This window comes from Campylobacter sp. CNRCH_2016_3089 (genome assembly GCF_025772505.1).
GTDB lineage: Bacteria > Campylobacterota > Campylobacteria > Campylobacterales > Campylobacteraceae > Campylobacter_D > Campylobacter_D lari_D.
Window position 1 is genome coordinate 12,655 of sequence record NZ_JAKMSF010000004.1, and the last position, 16,018, is coordinate 28,672.

At 29.4% G+C, this 16,018-nt stretch carries 20 protein-coding genes; 6 read left to right on the forward strand and 14 right to left on the reverse strand.

Features of this window, described 5'->3' with window-relative positions; all coding sequences use genetic code 11:
• Nucleotides 1-56: 56 nt before the first annotated feature.
• From L8W69_RS03315 to L8W69_RS03335, 5 genes are read left to right on the forward strand one after another with little or no spacing between them, the layout of a single operon-like run.
• Nucleotides 57-482: a DUF1104 domain-containing protein gene (locus L8W69_RS03315; RefSeq protein ID WP_133319176.1), complete on the forward strand. Its 426-nt coding sequence runs from the start codon at nt 57-59 to the stop codon at nt 480-482.
• A gap of 1 nt (nt 483) precedes the next feature.
• Complete coding sequence (locus L8W69_RS03320; RefSeq protein ID WP_263661454.1) at nt 484-1,170, forward strand: response regulator transcription factor; 687 nt, start codon at nt 484-486, stop codon at nt 1,168-1,170.
• A complete protein-coding gene (locus L8W69_RS03325) occupies nt 1,160-2,467 on the forward strand; it encodes a sensor histidine kinase (RefSeq protein ID WP_263665365.1) in 1,308 nt (435 codons plus the stop codon). The genes L8W69_RS03320 and L8W69_RS03325 overlap by 11 nt, the downstream gene beginning before the upstream one ends.
• Before the next feature lie 8 nt (nt 2,468-2,475).
• Nucleotides 2,476-3,165, forward strand: coding sequence for a uracil-DNA glycosylase (gene ung, locus L8W69_RS03330; protein ID WP_220567033.1), 690 nt, complete (start codon nt 2,476-2,478; stop codon nt 3,163-3,165).
• 49 nt (nt 3,166-3,214) lie between these two features.
• Complete coding sequence (locus L8W69_RS03335; protein WP_263661452.1) at nt 3,215-3,469, forward strand: zf-TFIIB domain-containing protein; 255 nt, start codon at nt 3,215-3,217, stop codon at nt 3,467-3,469.
• A gap of 20 nt (nt 3,470-3,489) precedes the next feature.
• Here L8W69_RS03335 and L8W69_RS03340 read toward each other — a convergent pair whose 3' ends face one another.
• Together L8W69_RS03340 and L8W69_RS03345 are read right to left on the reverse strand one after the other, a co-directional pair.
• Complete coding sequence (locus L8W69_RS03340; RefSeq protein WP_263666438.1) at nt 3,490-4,326, reverse strand: ATP-binding protein; 837 nt, start codon at nt 4,324-4,326, stop codon at nt 3,490-3,492.
• Nucleotides 4,327-4,392: 66 nt separating this feature from the next.
• Nucleotides 4,393-5,274 (reverse strand): helix-turn-helix domain-containing protein, encoded by an 882-nt coding sequence (locus tag L8W69_RS03345; RefSeq protein ID WP_133319170.1) that lies wholly within the window; start codon nt 5,272-5,274, stop codon nt 4,393-4,395.
• Nucleotides 5,275-5,383: 109 nt separating this feature from the next.
• Between L8W69_RS03345 and L8W69_RS03350 the strand changes: the two genes are divergently transcribed.
• Entirely contained in the window at nt 5,384-5,923 is a 540-nt protein-coding gene (locus L8W69_RS03350) for a superoxide dismutase family protein (RefSeq protein WP_133319169.1), read from the forward strand.
• Nucleotides 5,924-5,951: 28 nt separating this feature from the next.
• Here L8W69_RS03350 and L8W69_RS03355 read toward each other — a convergent pair whose 3' ends face one another.
• The 12 genes from L8W69_RS03355 to L8W69_RS03410 are packed head-to-tail and all read right to left on the reverse strand — an operon-like array spanning nt 5,952 to nt 15,953.
• Nucleotides 5,952-6,473, reverse strand: coding sequence for a flagellar FLiS export co-chaperone (locus tag L8W69_RS03355; RefSeq protein ID WP_133319168.1), 522 nt, complete (start codon nt 6,471-6,473; stop codon nt 5,952-5,954).
• A 42-nt stretch (nt 6,474-6,515) separates the two neighbouring features.
• Nucleotides 6,516-7,106 carry a hypothetical protein gene (locus tag L8W69_RS03360; RefSeq protein WP_263666439.1) on the reverse strand — a complete coding sequence of 197 codons (591 nt, stop codon included), beginning with the start codon at nt 7,104-7,106 and terminating at the stop codon, nt 6,516-6,518.
• Nucleotide 7,107: 1 nt separating this feature from the next.
• Nucleotides 7,108-7,935, reverse strand: a complete 828-nt coding sequence (locus tag L8W69_RS03365) for an MlaD family protein (protein ID WP_263666440.1) — start codon at nt 7,933-7,935, stop codon at nt 7,108-7,110.
• Complete coding sequence (locus tag L8W69_RS03370; protein ID WP_263666441.1) at nt 7,935-8,657, reverse strand: ABC transporter ATP-binding protein; 723 nt, start codon at nt 8,655-8,657, stop codon at nt 7,935-7,937. The genes L8W69_RS03365 and L8W69_RS03370 overlap by 1 nt, the downstream gene beginning before the upstream one ends.
• Complete coding sequence (locus L8W69_RS03375) at nt 8,654-9,754, reverse strand: MlaE family lipid ABC transporter permease subunit (protein ID WP_393921358.1); 1,101 nt, start codon at nt 9,752-9,754, stop codon at nt 8,654-8,656. Before L8W69_RS03375 ends, L8W69_RS03370 begins: the two co-directional genes overlap by 4 nt.
• Before the next feature lies 1 nt (nt 9,755).
• On the reverse strand, nt 9,756-11,660 hold the full coding sequence (tkt, locus tag L8W69_RS03380; protein ID WP_263666442.1) for a transketolase: 1,905 nt from the start codon (nt 11,658-11,660) through the stop codon (nt 9,756-9,758).
• 3 nt (nt 11,661-11,663) lie between these two features.
• The gene (locus tag L8W69_RS03385; RefSeq protein WP_220567046.1) at nt 11,664-12,509 is read right to left on the reverse strand and encodes a polyprenyl synthetase family protein; all 846 of its coding nucleotides are present in this window, start codon (nt 12,507-12,509) and stop codon (nt 11,664-11,666) included.
• Entirely contained in the window at nt 12,509-13,588 is a 1,080-nt protein-coding gene (locus L8W69_RS03390) for a PDZ domain-containing protein (RefSeq protein WP_263664485.1), read from the reverse strand. Before L8W69_RS03390 ends, L8W69_RS03385 begins: the two co-directional genes overlap by 1 nt.
• Nucleotides 13,585-13,890 carry a YbaB/EbfC family nucleoid-associated protein gene (locus tag L8W69_RS03395; RefSeq protein ID WP_039667857.1) on the reverse strand — a complete coding sequence of 102 codons (306 nt, stop codon included), beginning with the start codon at nt 13,888-13,890 and terminating at the stop codon, nt 13,585-13,587. The genes L8W69_RS03390 and L8W69_RS03395 overlap by 4 nt, the downstream gene beginning before the upstream one ends.
• A complete protein-coding gene (locus L8W69_RS03400) occupies nt 13,891-15,174 on the reverse strand; it encodes a UDP-N-acetylmuramoyl-L-alanyl-D-glutamate--2,6-diaminopimelate ligase (RefSeq protein ID WP_263666443.1) in 1,284 nt (427 codons plus the stop codon).
• Nucleotides 15,158-15,697, reverse strand: a complete 540-nt coding sequence (locus L8W69_RS03405; RefSeq protein WP_133319159.1) for a histidine kinase — start codon at nt 15,695-15,697, stop codon at nt 15,158-15,160. Before L8W69_RS03405 ends, L8W69_RS03400 begins: the two co-directional genes overlap by 17 nt.
• The gene (locus L8W69_RS03410) at nt 15,684-15,953 is read right to left on the reverse strand and encodes an iron-sulfur cluster biogenesis protein NfuA (protein WP_039619526.1); all 270 of its coding nucleotides are present in this window, start codon (nt 15,951-15,953) and stop codon (nt 15,684-15,686) included. Before L8W69_RS03410 ends, L8W69_RS03405 begins: the two co-directional genes overlap by 14 nt.
• Nucleotides 15,954-16,018 lie beyond the last annotated feature (65 nt).

Consider the following 16,018-nt stretch of genomic DNA (forward strand, 5'->3'; position numbering starts at 1 on the left):
TTTTGGCTTTATCTTGGGTTTTTATAATTTCTCATCATTAATTTAAAGGAGAAAAAATGAAAAAAATTATAGGTTTATTTATTATGGGTTCTTTAGCAGCCTCTTTAGCATTTAGTGCTGATTTTTCCAAAAAAAGCAATGATGAAATTTTAAATCTTGCAAAAAGCGTAAAAGCACAAGATCAAGCTGACTTAATTATAGAAATGAAAAAGAGAATGAATGAGATGAAATACAAAGACGCAAAAGTTTTTCATCAACAATTTAAAAGTAACTTACGCGAAAACATCTCTAAACTTTCTCCTCAAGAAAGAAGTCAAAGAAAGGCTATCGTTCAAGAAGATATGCAAAAACTAACCGATGAAATGAGTGGCAAAGAAATACGAGATTTAAATTTACATCATTATAACAAAAATGAACACAAAACCCATAAAATGAATCATCAAGGGCATGGTGCAAATCATGGAAATTGCTCAATGAGATAAAATGGCAGCAAAAATTCTACTCTTAGAAGATGATTTAAGCTTAAATGAAATCATCAATGAAGCCTTAAGCGATGAAGGTTTTAAAGTCTCTTGTGTATATGATGCACAAGAGGCACTAGAAAAAGCTTATGAAGAAAATTTTGATCTTTGGATTTTTGATGTTAAAGTTCCAAAAGGCAATGGTTTTGAAGTATTAAAGGAATTAAGAGAAAGTGCTAAAAACACTCCTGCTATATTTTTAACTTCTTTATCCATGCTTGATGATGTAAAACAAGGATTTTTATCAGGTTGTGATGATTATATTAAAAAGCCTTTTGATGTTGATGAGTTAATTATCCGTGTAAAAAATATCATTAAAAGAAATTTTAGTCATCAAAAAGAAGACTTAATCTTACTTAGCTCTTCAAAAAATATTTCTTTTGATCCTATCAATAAAACCCTTTATCAAAATGAAGAAATTATCAACCTAACTAATAAAGAAAAAGAACTCCTAGCTTTACTTTTAAAAAAACGCCCTCATTTTGTAAATATAGAAACTATTTTTGACGAAATTTGGAGTTTAGATGAAGAGCCTGTGATTATGAGCCTTAGGGTGTATATCAAAAATTTAAGAAAAATTCTTGGTAAAGACCTTATCATCAATCAAAGAAATATAGGCTATGCCATTAGGCTAGAAAATGAAAAGTGAAAACTTTAATAATACCATTTTTAAAATCCTAGCCCTTTATATCATCACAAGTGGCGTATTTTTAACGATTTTTTTTATTACTTTTTATCAAAAAGAAGCAAATTATATACGACTAAATCAAATCACACACTCATACACTCACTATAATTATATTTTACAAAATATCATCGAAGCAAGACACGATAAAAATTTATTAAACGAAGATGATTTTTCTTATATTTCTAAAAAAATAAATACTCAATTTGCTATTGTTGCAAACAATCAAATCATTTTTAGTAATTTAACTTTTGATGCTTTAAAAATATTAACACAGCTTAAAGAAAACAACTTTATTTACAACGAAAACAAAAGATTATTCATAGATTTTTCAAGGATTAGAAATCTTAATACTTATATAGATACGAGTAATTTAAGAAAGCCAAAACACCATTCTCATTTTTTGAGACATAAAAATATCCATATCATTATAGAAACAGAAGATCTTGGCTTTAAAAAAGAACAATACCGCAAAGATAACTACAATAATTTAGATATTAACGATTATGCTAATGAACTTTGGAAACTAAAATTAAAAACTATTTTTTATACACTTATATGTATTTTACTACTTGCTATAATTGCTTATATACTCATCTTGCTTGTTTTTAAAAATATCAAAGAACAATTTAAAACACTCAATGATTTTATTAAAGATACCACGCATGAAATTAACACACCTTTGAGCGTGATTTTAGCTAGTATTAAAAAATTTGATGATACAAATTTAAATCCAAATAACACTAAAAAACTAAATCATATCAAACTAGCAAGTAAAAATTTAAATCATATCTATCAAAACCTCATAGCCTTAAATTTTTTCTTACAAAAAGAAAATACAAAAGAAGATATAAATTTAAAAGAGCTTTTAGAACAAAGATTAGAATATTTTGACACTTTAATCTCTCAAAAAAATCTCATCATTGAAAAAGAGCTTTTAGAGCAAAATTTCTATGCAAATAAAGAAGAAATGCAAATTTTACTTGACAATCTTTTAAGCAATGCCATAAAATACACCAATACTAATAAAAAAATCTTTATTTGTTTAAAAGAAAAAACACTTAGTATTAAAGATGAAGGTCAAGGTATGAGCGCTAAAGAAATTACTCAAATTTTTACACGCTACAAACGCTTTAATCAAGACCAAGGTGGTTTTGGCATAGGCTTAAATTTAGTCAAACAAATAGCCGATAAAAACAATATCAACATAAAAGTTTTGAGTAAAAAAGATAAAGGAAGTGAATTTATACTTTCTTGGTAGGGATAAAAATGGAAATTTGCTTAGAAAAAATTAAAATAGATAACGCTTGGAAGGAATTTTTAAAAGAAGAGTTTTTAAAGCCTTATTTTTTAGAAATAAAAACTCATTATATCAATGCTTTAAATGAAAGAAAAACTATATATCCACCCGCGAATTTAATCTTTAATGCTTTTAATCTAACCCCTTTACAAGATTTAAAAATCATACTTTTAGGACAAGATCCTTACCACAACCCTCATCAAGCCATGGGTTTGAGCTTTAGCGTGCCAATGGGTGTTAAAATTCCCCCATCTTTACTTAATATCTATAAAGAATTGCAAGATGATTTAAACATCCCTATAGCAAAACATGGTGATTTAAGTAAATGGGCTAAACAAGGAATTTTACTTTTAAATTCTATTTTAAGTGTAGAAGCAAATAAACCTGCTTCACATGCACATTTTGGTTGGCAAAAATTTACCGATGCGGTTATATCAAAACTTAGCAATGAAAAAGAAGGATTGATATTTTTACTTTGGGGAAATTATGCTAAAAATAAAAAAAATTTAATCAACCCTCAAAAACACTTTATCCTAGAAGCAGCACATCCTTCGCCTTTAGCAAGAAATGCTTTTTTAGGTTGCAAGCATTTTTCAAAAAGTAATGAAATTTTATCAAAACTTGGTAAAAGTCTTATTGATTGGAATTTAAACCCTTAATTTACTTAAAACTTATATACTTTCAAAAATTTTCAAAAAAAGGAATACAATGACTTGTCCAGCTTGTGTAAATACTGACTTATTGATGAGCGAAAGAAATGGAGTTGAAATTGATTATTGTCCAAAATGCCGTGGTGTTTGGCTTGATCGTGGTGAGCTTGATAAAATCATAGAAAGAAATTCTTCTCAAAGTACACAACAACCTCAACAACAAAATTATAACCAACAAGCAAACTACCATCATAATAACGGCTATAAATACAAGAAAAAAGAAAGTTGGCTTGGGGAATTATTTGACTTTTAAGCCCAAAGGCTTAAAAGTTTTTATATTTTTACTTTAATTAAAGCATTTTCTGCCATTTTTGGCACCCATAAATACTCACCATCAAAAAACATATCTGCAGGACCTTTTATAGAAGCCAAATCAAGTTTTATTTCTTTGTTATCTTTTAGAGTATAAATATATCCTTGAAGATTTTTACCCCAACTTGACACTAAAAGATTTTTATTTTTATCATACACAATGCCATCAAATTGTTCTATTTTTTTGCTTAATTCTTGAATTTTCTTTGAATTTAAATCAATACTAATGATTTTCCCACCTGCTTTATCACTTGGATCATAACCTGCTACAAATAAAGTATTTTTATCTATTAACAATCCATTTGGGCCACCATATTTTGAATCTAAATGGATAAAGTTTTCATATTTTTTATCCTTTAAAAATACTTTGTGGATGTATCCTGTACCTGTGTCACTAACTAATAATGTGTCATTATTTAACACAGCAATATCATTTAAAAATACCGCATTTTTTATAGGAAGTTTGAAAATTTCTTTTTTATTTTTTATATCAAAGCCATATAAAATATCAATATCAACCACATATAAAACATCACCTATTTTAGACATACCTTTTGGAGCATTAAGACCTTTTATAAATTCTAATTCCAAAATTTTTCCATCTTTATCTAATTTTGAAATAAAACCATCATTGTCTTTATTTAATGGAGTTAGCTCTTTTCCTACATTAGATATATAAACTGCATTTTTATCTACATATACACTTTCAGGATGTGCAAAACCTTTAAATTCTTGAACCTCTAAAGCATTTGCGCTGCAAAATGCAAATAAGGCCAAAGTTAAAATACTTTTTTTCATAATTGTTACCTTTCTTAAATTTTATTAACAAATTCTAATAAAAAACCAAAATAAAATCTATCATTTTTAAGATAAAAAATATAAGTTTTTTGACTTTTGTTCTTGTTTTGGGGTAATGCCATATCTTTTTTTATATCTTGCTATAAACCAAGCAGGAGAATTAAATCCAAGTTCATAACAAATTTGAGTGATATTTTTCGTAGAAAATTCAAGTAAAAATTTAGCTCTTTCAAAACGCTTATTATCAAGCCATTCTTTAGGAGTAATACCAAAACTTTGTTTAAAATTACGACTAAAACTTGCTATATCCATTTTACTAAATTTGGCCATAGAAGCTACACTTTCAAAGTCATTTTGACAATATGCAAACATCTTATAAAGCTCTAATTTAAAACCACTTAAAATGGCTTTTAAAAAAGCTAAAAACTCTGCATTATCTTCACTATATAATAAAGACAAAAATAATTCTTCAAATTTTAATCTAAGCAGATATTCATTTTTCTCATTAAATTCATTTATACAAGGTAAGAAAGACTCGAAAATACCTTTAGTTATCAGATTAGTTTTTAAACTAAATAAACTTTTAGCATATTTTGGAGAATCTAATTTACAAATTAATTCTTGATATTTAAAAATAAGTTCTATTAAAATACTTTCCTTAAAACACAAAATAATAGATTCATATATATTTTCATCATTTAAATAATCTCTAATGGAAAAAGAATTTTTTGTAAAAAACACAAGCTCATCTTTTTTTACATTAAACTGATTATCCATAGTATAAATACTTTTAGAACCTTTTAAAATAAATACTAAAGCATAATCTTTAAATACAACTTCTTGATTTTTATCATTTGAAAAATCTTTTTGATACCAACATAAAGAAAAAAAAGTATTTTTCAAAACATTTTGACTGATTTTTTCAAGATCTTTTGGAAAAATTAACATATATACCTTTTTATAAGTTTTTTGATTATTTATATAATACAATAAAAAATATTTTTTATTAAGAATTTATGTTACAATATAATTAATTTCAATTAAAAAAGGAGAAAAAATGAAAAAAATCATTCTAGGTTCTTTACTAGCATCAAGCTTTTTATTTGGAGCAAATTTAGAAAATTTTAATCCAAAAGCACAAAAAGATCATTTAGTTATCAAAATGGAAATTCTTGATAAAAAAGCTAATAAAGATGCAGGCGAAGTTGTAGCAGTACAAACTCCTTATGGGGTAGCATTTTATCCAAATCTTAAAGGTTTAGAAAGTGGAATTCATGGCTTTCATGTTCATGCAAATGCTGATTGTGGAGCAACTGATAAAGGTTTAGGTATGAAAGCAGGTGGACACTGGGATCCTGAAAAAACAGATGCTCACTCAAGCCCATGGGATGATAAAGGTCACAAAGGGGATTTACCACCACTTTATGTAGAAAAAGATGGTAAAGCAACTAACCCTGTATTAGCACCAAAAATCAAAACTCTTGATGAGCTTAAAAATCATGCTCTAATGATACATTTTGGAGGAGACAATCACAGCGATCATCCTGCAGCACTTGGCGGTGGCGGTGCTAGAATGGCATGTGGTGTTATAAAATAAAAATCTAAAGGCTTTTTAGCCTTTAGTGTTATTTAAAAAGCTTAGTAAAATCAAAATCACCCATAAAATCATGGCTTGATCCGCCAAAACTTTGACTAGGACTATAAGTAGCAATAGCCACTGCAAGCTCACTAAGCATAGAAGCTATTTCTTCTCTTTTATCGACTATATAAGCTTTCATACCTTCATAATCACTAGTTTCTAAAATTTTTAAAGGATTATAAATTTCAAAAGCAAATGCCTTTGAACCAACATTTACATTATAATTATTATCAAATAAAGCATTACCTAAAAATGAGCAATTATCTACTATTTTCAAACTTTCACTAGCAATTAAAACTTTATCTTGCACATCTTCATAGTTTTTATCTTCTAGAAGTTTTGAAATTTTTTTCAATGAGGAATCTAAAATTTGCAAAGCACCTATAAAGTCATTAGCATCAGTAATATCTTCACTAAATTTTTGCGTTTGATGTTTTAAATTTGCACCATCTATACTTGAACCTACTTGTCCTAAATGTTTTTGTAAGATTTCTAATTCATCTCTCATAATACACCTTCCTTGTTATTGCTATAACAAGAAAAGCATTTTTTATTCCAAATTTTGATCTACCCAAACTCTAAAATCTTTAGCAAAAAGCAAAAAAACCTCATCATAGTTTTGGATTAAAATTTGAGGATTATTATCATTTAATTCTTTTTCATAGTAAAAGTACTTACTCGCTATAAGTTTTTTAGTGTTTATTTGCACTAAATTTAAATTAATACCAAACTTTATTTTAGAATGCATCTCATCATTAAAATCTTGCTCTAAAATATCCACTTTACTTTCTAAAACATAATCAGCACTAGCTAGACTATCTTGATTTAAAACTGCTTTAAATACCCCCAAATCTTGCAAATGAAATTCCAAAAAAGATTTTATCATTAAAGCAGGATTTTCTTTCCAAAAATGATAAGCATAGGTATTGATAGTATAATCTTTTTTATAAAAAATTTCATTAGTATAAGCTAAGCCTTTAGGTAAGGAAACTATAATAGTTGCATTTTTTTTATTTTGACTTTGCTCTAGCTTTTCTAAATTAATACTAAAATATTTATTTGCAGGTAAAGTTTGACTTGGATTAATCAAAGAGCAAGCACTAAAAAAAATAGCTATTAAACTAATATATAAATATCTCATTTTATTCTCCTGGAGCATATTGAGTAGCCTTATCTTTATAAATTATATCTGAAGGATTTTGCTTTAAAATATTTAGTAATTGCGTAAAGTCTAAAAACAAAACTCTTAAAATATCTAAATTTTCATTTAAAAGCATTCTACTTTTATTAAGCTCATTAAGTTGACCATTAGCATTGTTTAAAAAAATTGAAAATTCATCTGCACTTTTGCCAAGTTTAGAGCTTGTTTTATTTAAATTTGCTAAGAATGCTGGTACATTAGCATTTAAATGTGCAGAAAATTCTGATGAATTTTGCAAAATTTGCTCTATGTTTTTTAAATTTTTATCACTTAAGAGTTTTTCTAATTTTATTTTTGAACTTGTGATTAGTTCTAATAAATTTGAAGTTTGCTTATCTATGCTTGCAAAAAAACTTTCTTTTGATTTTATAATAGGATAAACATCATCACCTGCTCTCAAAACACTAGCTTCCTCGCTACCTCCTGCAAGCTGAATAAATTTAAATCCTGTTATGCCTTGAATTTGCAAACTTGCATAAGTATCTGTTTTAACAACCAAACTAGAATCAAGCTTAACTAAAATTTTTACTCTTAGTTGTTTACTTGAGCTATCTATACTGATATTTTCAACACTTCCAACATCTACTCCTAAAAATTTAACCGGAGCTTTTACACTAAGTCCTGCAACTGATTCTTCCATATAAATTTCATAATATTTGAATGATTTTTCATCTTTTAAATTTCCATACCACACTATAAAAAACAAACTGATAAAAAATAACACACAAACAAAAATTCCAATCAAAATATAATTTGCTTTGTTTTCCATTATTGCATAAACCTCTCATAAAGTCTTGGATTTTGCTCTTGCAAAGCCTCGACATTTCCCAAAAAACCAACTTTTTTTTCTTCTATAATCAAAAAGCGGTTTAAAACATTTTTCATACTCTCTTTATCATGAGTAATTAAGACTACACATAATTTAAAGCTTTGTTTTAAACTCAAAAGTAACTCATCAAATTCTCTTGAGCTATAAGGATCAAGCCCTGAAGTTGGCTCATCTAAGAAAAGTAATTTAGAATCAAGTGCCAAAGCTCTAGCTATGGCCACTCTTTTTTTCATACCCCCACTTAACTCACTAGGATAAAGCTTTGCCACGCTCTCATCAAGCCCTACCATCTTAAGCTTCATCATAGCTATTTCTTTAATGTCGTTTTTGTTAAGTTTTGTGTATTCAACCAAAGGTATGCTAATGTTTTCAAGTATATTAAAAAAGCTAAATAATGCTCCATATTGAAAAACAACACCCCATTGTTTTTGCAAAAACAAAGCATCTTCATCGCTTATATTTTTTAATTTCTTACCTAGAATTTCATACTCACCCTTATCAAAATGCTCAAGCATTAACATTTGTCTTAAAAGCACAGATTTGCCGCTACCACTACCACCTAAAATACCAAAAATTTCATCATCTTGCACTTCAAAGCTAATATCTTCATGTACACATTTACTTCCAAAATAAGTGCTGATATTTTTAGCCTTTATAATCAAAATCCAGCCTTTGTCAAAAATACAGAGAAAATCGCATCAAAAGCTATTACCCAAAAAATAGCATTTACCACACTTTTTGTCGTATAAACACCTATGCTTTCGGTAGTTTTTTGCACAAAAAATCCTCTAAAACAAGCAATAGAAGCAATCAAAAATCCAAAAATAGGTGCTTTTATAAGTCCTATGATAATATGTTTTAGCTCCACTGCTTCTTTAAAACGACTCATAAACTCACTCGCACTAATTTCTAAACTAAACCAAGCAACTACAATTCCACCTATAATACTTAAAATATCAGCTACTATTACTACCAAAGGCATAGCAAGTGCTAAAGCTAAAACTCTAGGCAAAATGATAAATTCACTTTCTTTAAAACCCATAGTTTTCATCGCATCAATTTCATCAGTAAGTTTCATTACTCCAATTTGAGCTGTATAAGAACTTGCACTCCTGCCTGCAATAACAATAGCACTAATTAATGGTGCAAGCTCTCTAGTGGCAGAAATTCCCATTAAATCGACAATATAAATATTAGCTCCAAATTGTGCAAGTTGATACGCAGCTTGATAAGCAAGCACCACACCCACAAGCAATGAAGTTAGCATAATAATAGGTAAAGCATTAATAGCGCTATTTTCTACATGATATAAAAATGCCTTAAAGCGAAGTTTTTTAGGGTTTAAAAGTGTTTTAAAACAAGTATAAATAATAAGTCCTATGAAATTTAAAAACTGCACTAAAATTGTAAAAGAATTTGCAACTTTCTTTCCTAAATTTTCAAAAAAATCTTTGATTGTTTTTTTATCTTCATAAGAATCACAAAAGCTTTTGTAGTGTTTTTGACAAAGTTCAAAAAGCTTAGCATGCTCGCTTTTAAGATTTATCCTACTAAGCTCAAAACCTTTTTGCTTAAATTCATTTTCTAAAGCTAGAAAATACCTAATCCCAGCAGTATCTATAAAATCTAAATTTGCAAAATCAAAAATAATATTTTTTTGAGTAGGAAAATCTAATTTTTCCAATTTTCCTACGCTAGTTTTATCCCATATACCAAAGACGCTAAAAATGCATTCTTGATTTTTAACATCTTTGATTATTTTATTTTTCATTACATAGACTTAAAATATATGAGCTTAATTTCTCCTCACTAAATCCAAAATGCTCAAATACATCTTTATCTTTACCACTCTCACCAAAACTTTCTATACCATAAAGCTCATCACAAATTCTATAAAGCTCGTTTGAATTTGCAGCTTCCACGCCTATAACCTTACCTTGTAAAATTCTTTCTTTATAAGATTTTTCTTGAGCGATGAATAACTCATAACAAGGCATAGAAACCACATTAGTAATCACACCTTTTTCTTTTAAAATCTTAGCTGTTTTTACACATAATGACACTTCACTACCACTTGCTAAAAGTGTAAATTGCGCATTTGCGTTTTCTTCTAATAAATAAGCCCCATTTTCAACATCTCCAAAAACAGGCTCGCTTAAAGCACTTAACTTTTGACGCGATAAAACAAAAACACTTGGCATATTAGTTTTAAGTGCAATCTGCCATGCTTTTACATTTTCAACCCCATCAGCTACTCTAAATGTCAATGAATTTGGCATAGCTCTAAAAGTGCTAAGCTGCTCTATAGGTTGGTGTGTTGGTCCATCTTCACCCACACCTATACTATCGTGAGTAAAGATGAAAAAGTGTTTAGCCCTCATCAAAGCTGCTATTCTTGCAGCAGGTTTTAAATACTCACTAAATATAAAAAAGGTAGCACAATAAGGCAAAAACAAACCATATCTTGCAAAAGCATTTGATATAGCAGCCATTGCATGCTCTCTTATACCATAGTGGATATTTTTTCCATTTGGAAAATCGCCCATATCTTTGAGTTCAGTTTTATTTGATGGACCTAAATCTGCACTACCACCTAAAAATCCCGGTAAGGCTTTAGCAATAGCATTTAAAATCACACCATTACTATCTCTAGTAGCTAAATCTTGTCCTTTAAAATCAGGAAATTGTATTTTTGAAAAATCAGGCTCTAAAAGCTCTTTTAGCAATGCTTGCTTCTCTGCATTTAAATTTTGCACTTTTTGATTCCATTTAGCTTGTGCTAAATCCCCAAGTTCTATTGCCCCACTAAAGCGAATTTTAACTTCTTCTGGGATTTCAAAAGTTTTTTGTGGATCAAAACCTAAAGCCTCTTTTGCCTTTTTTATAAGCTCTTCGCCCAAAGGTGCTCCGTGAGAATGATGACTTCCCTCAAGATCTAAAGCTCCTTTAGCTATGGTAGTATGAGCGATAATTAAACAAGGCTTTTTGCTTTCTTTAGCAGTTTTTAATGCTAAATCAATTTGCTCAAAATCATGCCCATCTATCTCAAGTACTTCAAAATTTTGCGCTCTAAAACGCTCTTTTACATTTTCATTAAAAGCAATGGCCACATCACCTTCAATTGAAATATTATTGCTATCATAAATGATGATTAAATTATCAAGATTATGCACACCTGCTAAAGAACAAGCCTCATAAGAAATTCCTTCTTGTAAATCTCCATCACCGCATAAACAATATACTTTATGATTGATAATCTCTTCGCCCAAAAGCAAACTTGCTTTTTTAGCTGCCATAGCAAAACCAACCGCATTTGCAATGCCTTGTCCTAAAGGTCCTGTGGCGATTTCAACACCTGGAGTGAAAATTTCAGGATGACCTGGGGTTTTAGAGTGTAATTGACGGAAATTTTTTAAATCTTCTAAACTTACATCATAACCGCTCAAATGTAAAAAGCTATAAAGCAAAGCACTAGCATGACCACCTGAAAAGACTAATCTATCGCGGTTTAACCATGTAGGATCTTTTGGATTATGCACTAAATGAGTACTTAAAACACTTATAATATCTGCTAAACCCATTGGAGCACCTGGGTGGCCTGAATTTGCTTTTTGCACCATATCCGCACATAAAAATCTTATAGTGTTGGCTTGTTTTTGTAACATTGTTTAACCTTTTAAATATTTATCAATCAAAATTTGAAGCTCATTAGCAAGCTTAGAGTCTAAATTTTTCATTTTTTCTTCACATAAAGCAATTTTATCATCTTTTGCCTTTTTAGCACCTTCTAAACCTAAAAGTTTAACAAAAGAATTTTTATGCAAATCATTATGAGTTGGCTTTCCTGCTTCTTGAGTATCTAAAGTCGCATCGATAATATCATCTTTGATTTGAAAAACTAATCCTATCAAAAGCCCTATTTCATAAATTTGCTCGCATTCTTTTTCATCTAACTCACAAATTTCACAACCCATTTTTAAAGCCGCTGCAATCAATCTTGCAGTTTTATGAATGTGCAAAAACTCAACTTGCTCTAAATTTAAAGGCATATCTTCAAAATAACAATCAATAGCTTGCCCGATAATCATACCGCCAAGCCCTGCATTAAAGGCTAGAGTTTCTATGAGTTTTAATCTAACATTTTCTTTTAAATCAAGCTTAGAAAGGAGTAAAAAAGCTTGGGTATTTAAAGCATCGCCCACTAAAATAGCCGTAGTTTCATCATATTTTTTGTGTAAAGTTTGCTTTCCTCTACGCAAAGAAGCATCATCCATAGCAGGTAAATCATCATGTATTAAAGAGTAAGTGTGGATAAATTCCAAAGCCAAAGCTGCATTTAAAGCCTTTTCAAACAAAGCAGGATTTTTAGCATTAACTATACCCAAAAGCAGTTGGGCTCTAAAATGCTTCCCACCAGCTTCTAACATCCATTTTAATGCTTCATTAAAAAATGGATGAAAACTTTGAGTTTTAGGAAAATTTTGCTCTAAATGCTGTTTGAATTTTTCTAAAATCACTTATTTAGCCTTATAAAAAAGTCAAAGTATCCTTTATTAAAATGCTCAAAGTCATTATTTTTCGCTGAAGGGATATTGCTTGCTTGTCTTGAGACTAGAATATCAAAAGTATTAGCTTGAGCTAAAACAGCTTGAAGTTCATTAAAATTGTTGATTTTTTGATTATTAATTCTTAAAATTTTATCCCCTTTTAAAAATCCAGCCATTTGTGCTTTAGAATTTGGAGTAACTTCTGTAACATTCATTTTCATATCTACGCGTAATCCTAGATTACTATAAAAAGAACTTGGCTTAGTTTGAACCACTTTTTTAGGCTTAGCAAATGCACCCAAGTCTTTATCAAAAACCATAGTGGAGATATTAACATCTTTATTATCTCTTAATACATTAAAGTATAAAGTTGCACCGCGATCAGCAAATAAAATTTTTTCATTTAGTTTTCTTAAATCATCATAAGCTTGTCCATCAACACTCACAAGCTCATCATTAAGTAAAAATTGTCCATTTTTACGCACATTTTTAACATAAATTTTGCCATCACGCATATCAAAATCCACACCTATATCACCCCAATAAGCATCAGGATATTTTGCAAAGTGTTTTAAATAACGATTACCTATAAGTTTGCCATCTTCTAAACTTATACCAAGCATTTTACAACACGGCGAGTTAAGTTCTCCGATTTTAGAAGCAAAGTCAAGTTGATCACGCTCTGTCAAACTTTGCCCAAAATACTTCAAATGTCCTATATAGCTTTTATTGCTATCTAAAATTCCCACCCAACTATTGCGTGTTAAATCTTCTTCATTTCCCATAGGTGCAGGAATTAAACTAAAATCTGTTTTTACTAAATACAAATTTAAAAAGGGATCATATTTAGTATAGCTGTTTAATTTCGCGTTTTTAGTTTTAACTACTGCTAAAGTATTTTCATTTAAAGCAAAGGCAGGTAAGCCCTCATAAATCAACATACTAGCTTTATTTTTTTCATAACAACCCAAAAAATCATTAAAAGTCGGTCTTGGCACAGCAAAAAGTGTGCAAACTACACCCAAAATACAAAGTAAAATTCTCATAGCATTCCCATTCCGCTAAATAAATTACTAGCCATTGATTTTTTATTTTGTTCTACCATTTTCATCACATCATTAATCGCTGCTATTAATAAAATTTGCATAGACTCTTTATCTTCTAACAAAGAATCATCAATGTTTATATCGATGATTTCACCTTTTCCATTAGCACTAACTTTTACTAAACCACCACCGCTTTTTGCACTAAATTCTTTTTTTAAAGCTTCTTGCTCTAATTCATTTGCTTTTTCTTGAGCCTTAGTTAAAAGCTCGCCCATTTTAGAAAAATCCATATTTTCAAACATTTATTTTCCTTCTTTTAATATCTCTAATACTACTTCTTTATCATTAAAAGGATATTTTACACCCTTGATTTCTTGATAAGTCTCATCGCCCTTACCCAAAATTACTACAAAATCATCTTTTGTTTTAAGCTCTAATGCTTTTTTGATCGCTTCTTTTCTATCACATTCTATAAAAACACTCTCATCTTTTTCTATACCATTTAAAATATCATTAATGATATCCATAGGCTCTTCTGAACGCGGATTATCACTTGTGATGATGAGTTTTTTAGCATAGTGTTTGGCAACTTTAGCCATTAACGGACGCTTAGTTTTATCTCTATCTCCCCCTGCTCCAAAAACCACAATCAAATCACGATATTTTAAAGCATCTAAAACTTTTTCTATGCCATCGGGCGTATGAGCAAAATCTACAATCACATCTTTTGCAACCACTTGCATTCTACCCTCAATGCCACCAAAATTACTAATAGCCTTTTCAAGCTCTTTTAAATTTGGCTTAACAAGTTCATTTACACAAGCGCTTGCAGCCAAAAGATTATAAAGATTAAAAAGCCCCACCAAAGAAGAATCAATCATAAAAGTTTCTTTACCAAAATTTACCACAGCTTCAATGCCATTTTTTAAAGCATAAGCTTTAATGTGATAATAACTTGGATTTTCCACTCCATAAGTAAAAGCACCTTTGACATTAAAATTTATAGCTTTTGCATCTTTGTTGATAAATTTCATACACTCATCGGTAAAAAAACTTTCTTTTGCCGCTTGGTAGTTTTGAAAATCCCCATGAAAATCTAAATGATCTTGAGTGATATTAGTAAAAATTTTAGCCTTAAACTCAAGCCCTTCAATGCGATTTTGCACCAAAGCATGCGAGCTTACTTCCATAATCAAAAATTCACATTTTTCCTTACTTGCTAAAGATAAAAGCTCTAAGGTTTGTAAAATAGGAGCAGTAGTTAAGCCTTTTGGAGTGATATTTTTATCATTTATAAAACTACCCCTAGTTCCCATTAAAGCACATTTATAACCTAAATCAAGCAAGATAGAGTAAATAGCCCCCGCAGTAGTTGTCTTGCCATTTGTGCCTGTAATGCCTATGATTTTAATACTTTCATTTATATTTAAAAGCTTCTTGCATTCGCCAATGCCAATAACTTTTGCTTGTTTTTCTAAAGCTTGATGAAGAAATTTTTCATTTTGAGTAGTTTTTAAGAAAAAACAATCTTTTTCGCATTCATTAGAATTATCACAAATGAAAGTATTTTCAATCTTTACTATCATAATTTAATTCCTTGATTTTCTCACTAAGCTTAATAAATCTATAATTAGAATAAAAATGCGCTGAAACATCTTCCATATAAGCTACGAGCATATCTTTATAACCATGTTCTAAAAGCTTTTCTAAAAAATCCACAAAATCTTCTTTATCGTTAATAATAAGTTTATTAGATATTATAACATTTTCTAAGGCTTGTTTAAACCCAACTTTTGCTTCGCTAAGTAAAAAATCTTGATAACTCAAGCCCTCAAAATCTTCGCTATCTTCTTCAAACTGCACACTTTGGCTAAGATTAATGAGTTTTTCTAAGTCTTTATCTACTTTAGTATTTTTATAATTTTGCATAAAAAATTCAAAAAAAACAAAAGCTTCTTCAGGGCTTTTTAAAGCCAAATCACAAATATTAATAAAAGTTAAAAGTCTTTTATTTTTACGCTTTTCATAAGCAAGAGAAAAATACATCTTAGCATTTTTAAAATCTTTTTTGTAAAAACATTCTATGGCTATTTTTTTATAATTTTGCAAATTCGCTTTCCCCGCCTGCTAAATTTACTATAGTAATATCTGGATGTATATCGATTTTAAGTTGTTTTTCCAAGCCATATTTCAAAGTCGTCCCACTAGCTGGGCAGCCATGGCAAGCTCCAGTTAGCTTCACATAAACTACACCATTTTTCACACCCAAAAAATCAAGCCCTCCGCCATCATTTTCTAAAATATGCATAGTTTTAGCTAGACTGGCTTTTACAGGTTCGATTAATTCCTCATCACTAAAAGGCATATTCATAATTTTTCCTTGATTATTTTTAGTTTAATTTTATCTTATTTGCCTTTAAAAAATGTAAA

Excerpts from the sequence above, each read along its gene's own strand:
- L8W69_RS03315 (WP_133319176.1), top strand. The coding sequence starts at position 57 with ATGAAAAAAATTATAGGTTTATTTATTATGGGTTCTTTAGCAGCCTCT.
- L8W69_RS03320 (WP_263661454.1), top strand. The coding sequence starts at position 484 with ATGGCAGCAAAAATTCTACTCTTAGAAGATGATTTAAGCTTAAATGAA.
- L8W69_RS03325 (WP_263665365.1), top strand. The coding sequence starts at position 1,160 with ATGAAAAGTGAAAACTTTAATAATACCATTTTTAAAATCCTAGCCCTT.
- ung (WP_220567033.1), top strand. The coding sequence starts at position 2,476 with ATGGAAATTTGCTTAGAAAAAATTAAAATAGATAACGCTTGGAAGGAA.
- L8W69_RS03335 (WP_263661452.1), top strand. The coding sequence starts at position 3,215 with ATGACTTGTCCAGCTTGTGTAAATACTGACTTATTGATGAGCGAAAGA.
- L8W69_RS03340 (WP_263666438.1), bottom strand. The coding sequence starts at position 4,326 with ATGAAAAAAAGTATTTTAACTTTGGCCTTATTTGCATTTTGCAGCGCA.
- L8W69_RS03345 (WP_133319170.1), bottom strand. The coding sequence starts at position 5,274 with ATGTTAATTTTTCCAAAAGATCTTGAAAAAATCAGTCAAAATGTTTTG.
- L8W69_RS03350 (WP_133319169.1), top strand. The coding sequence starts at position 5,384 with ATGAAAAAAATCATTCTAGGTTCTTTACTAGCATCAAGCTTTTTATTT.
- L8W69_RS03355 (WP_133319168.1), bottom strand. The coding sequence starts at position 6,473 with ATGAGAGATGAATTAGAAATCTTACAAAAACATTTAGGACAAGTAGGT.
- L8W69_RS03360 (WP_263666439.1), bottom strand. The coding sequence starts at position 7,106 with ATGAGATATTTATATATTAGTTTAATAGCTATTTTTTTTAGTGCTTGC.
- L8W69_RS03365 (WP_263666440.1), bottom strand. The coding sequence starts at position 7,935 with ATGGAAAACAAAGCAAATTATATTTTGATTGGAATTTTTGTTTGTGTG.
- tkt (WP_263666442.1), bottom strand. The coding sequence starts at position 11,660 with ATGTTACAAAAACAAGCCAACACTATAAGATTTTTATGTGCGGATATG.
- L8W69_RS03390 (WP_263664485.1), bottom strand. The coding sequence starts at position 13,588 with ATGAGAATTTTACTTTGTATTTTGGGTGTAGTTTGCACACTTTTTGCT.
- L8W69_RS03395 (WP_039667857.1), bottom strand. The coding sequence starts at position 13,890 with ATGTTTGAAAATATGGATTTTTCTAAAATGGGCGAGCTTTTAACTAAG.
- L8W69_RS03400 (WP_263666443.1), bottom strand. The coding sequence starts at position 15,174 with ATGATAGTAAAGATTGAAAATACTTTCATTTGTGATAATTCTAATGAA.
- L8W69_RS03410 (WP_039619526.1), bottom strand. The coding sequence starts at position 15,953 with ATGCCTTTTAGTGATGAGGAATTAATCGAACCTGTAAAAGCCAGTCTA.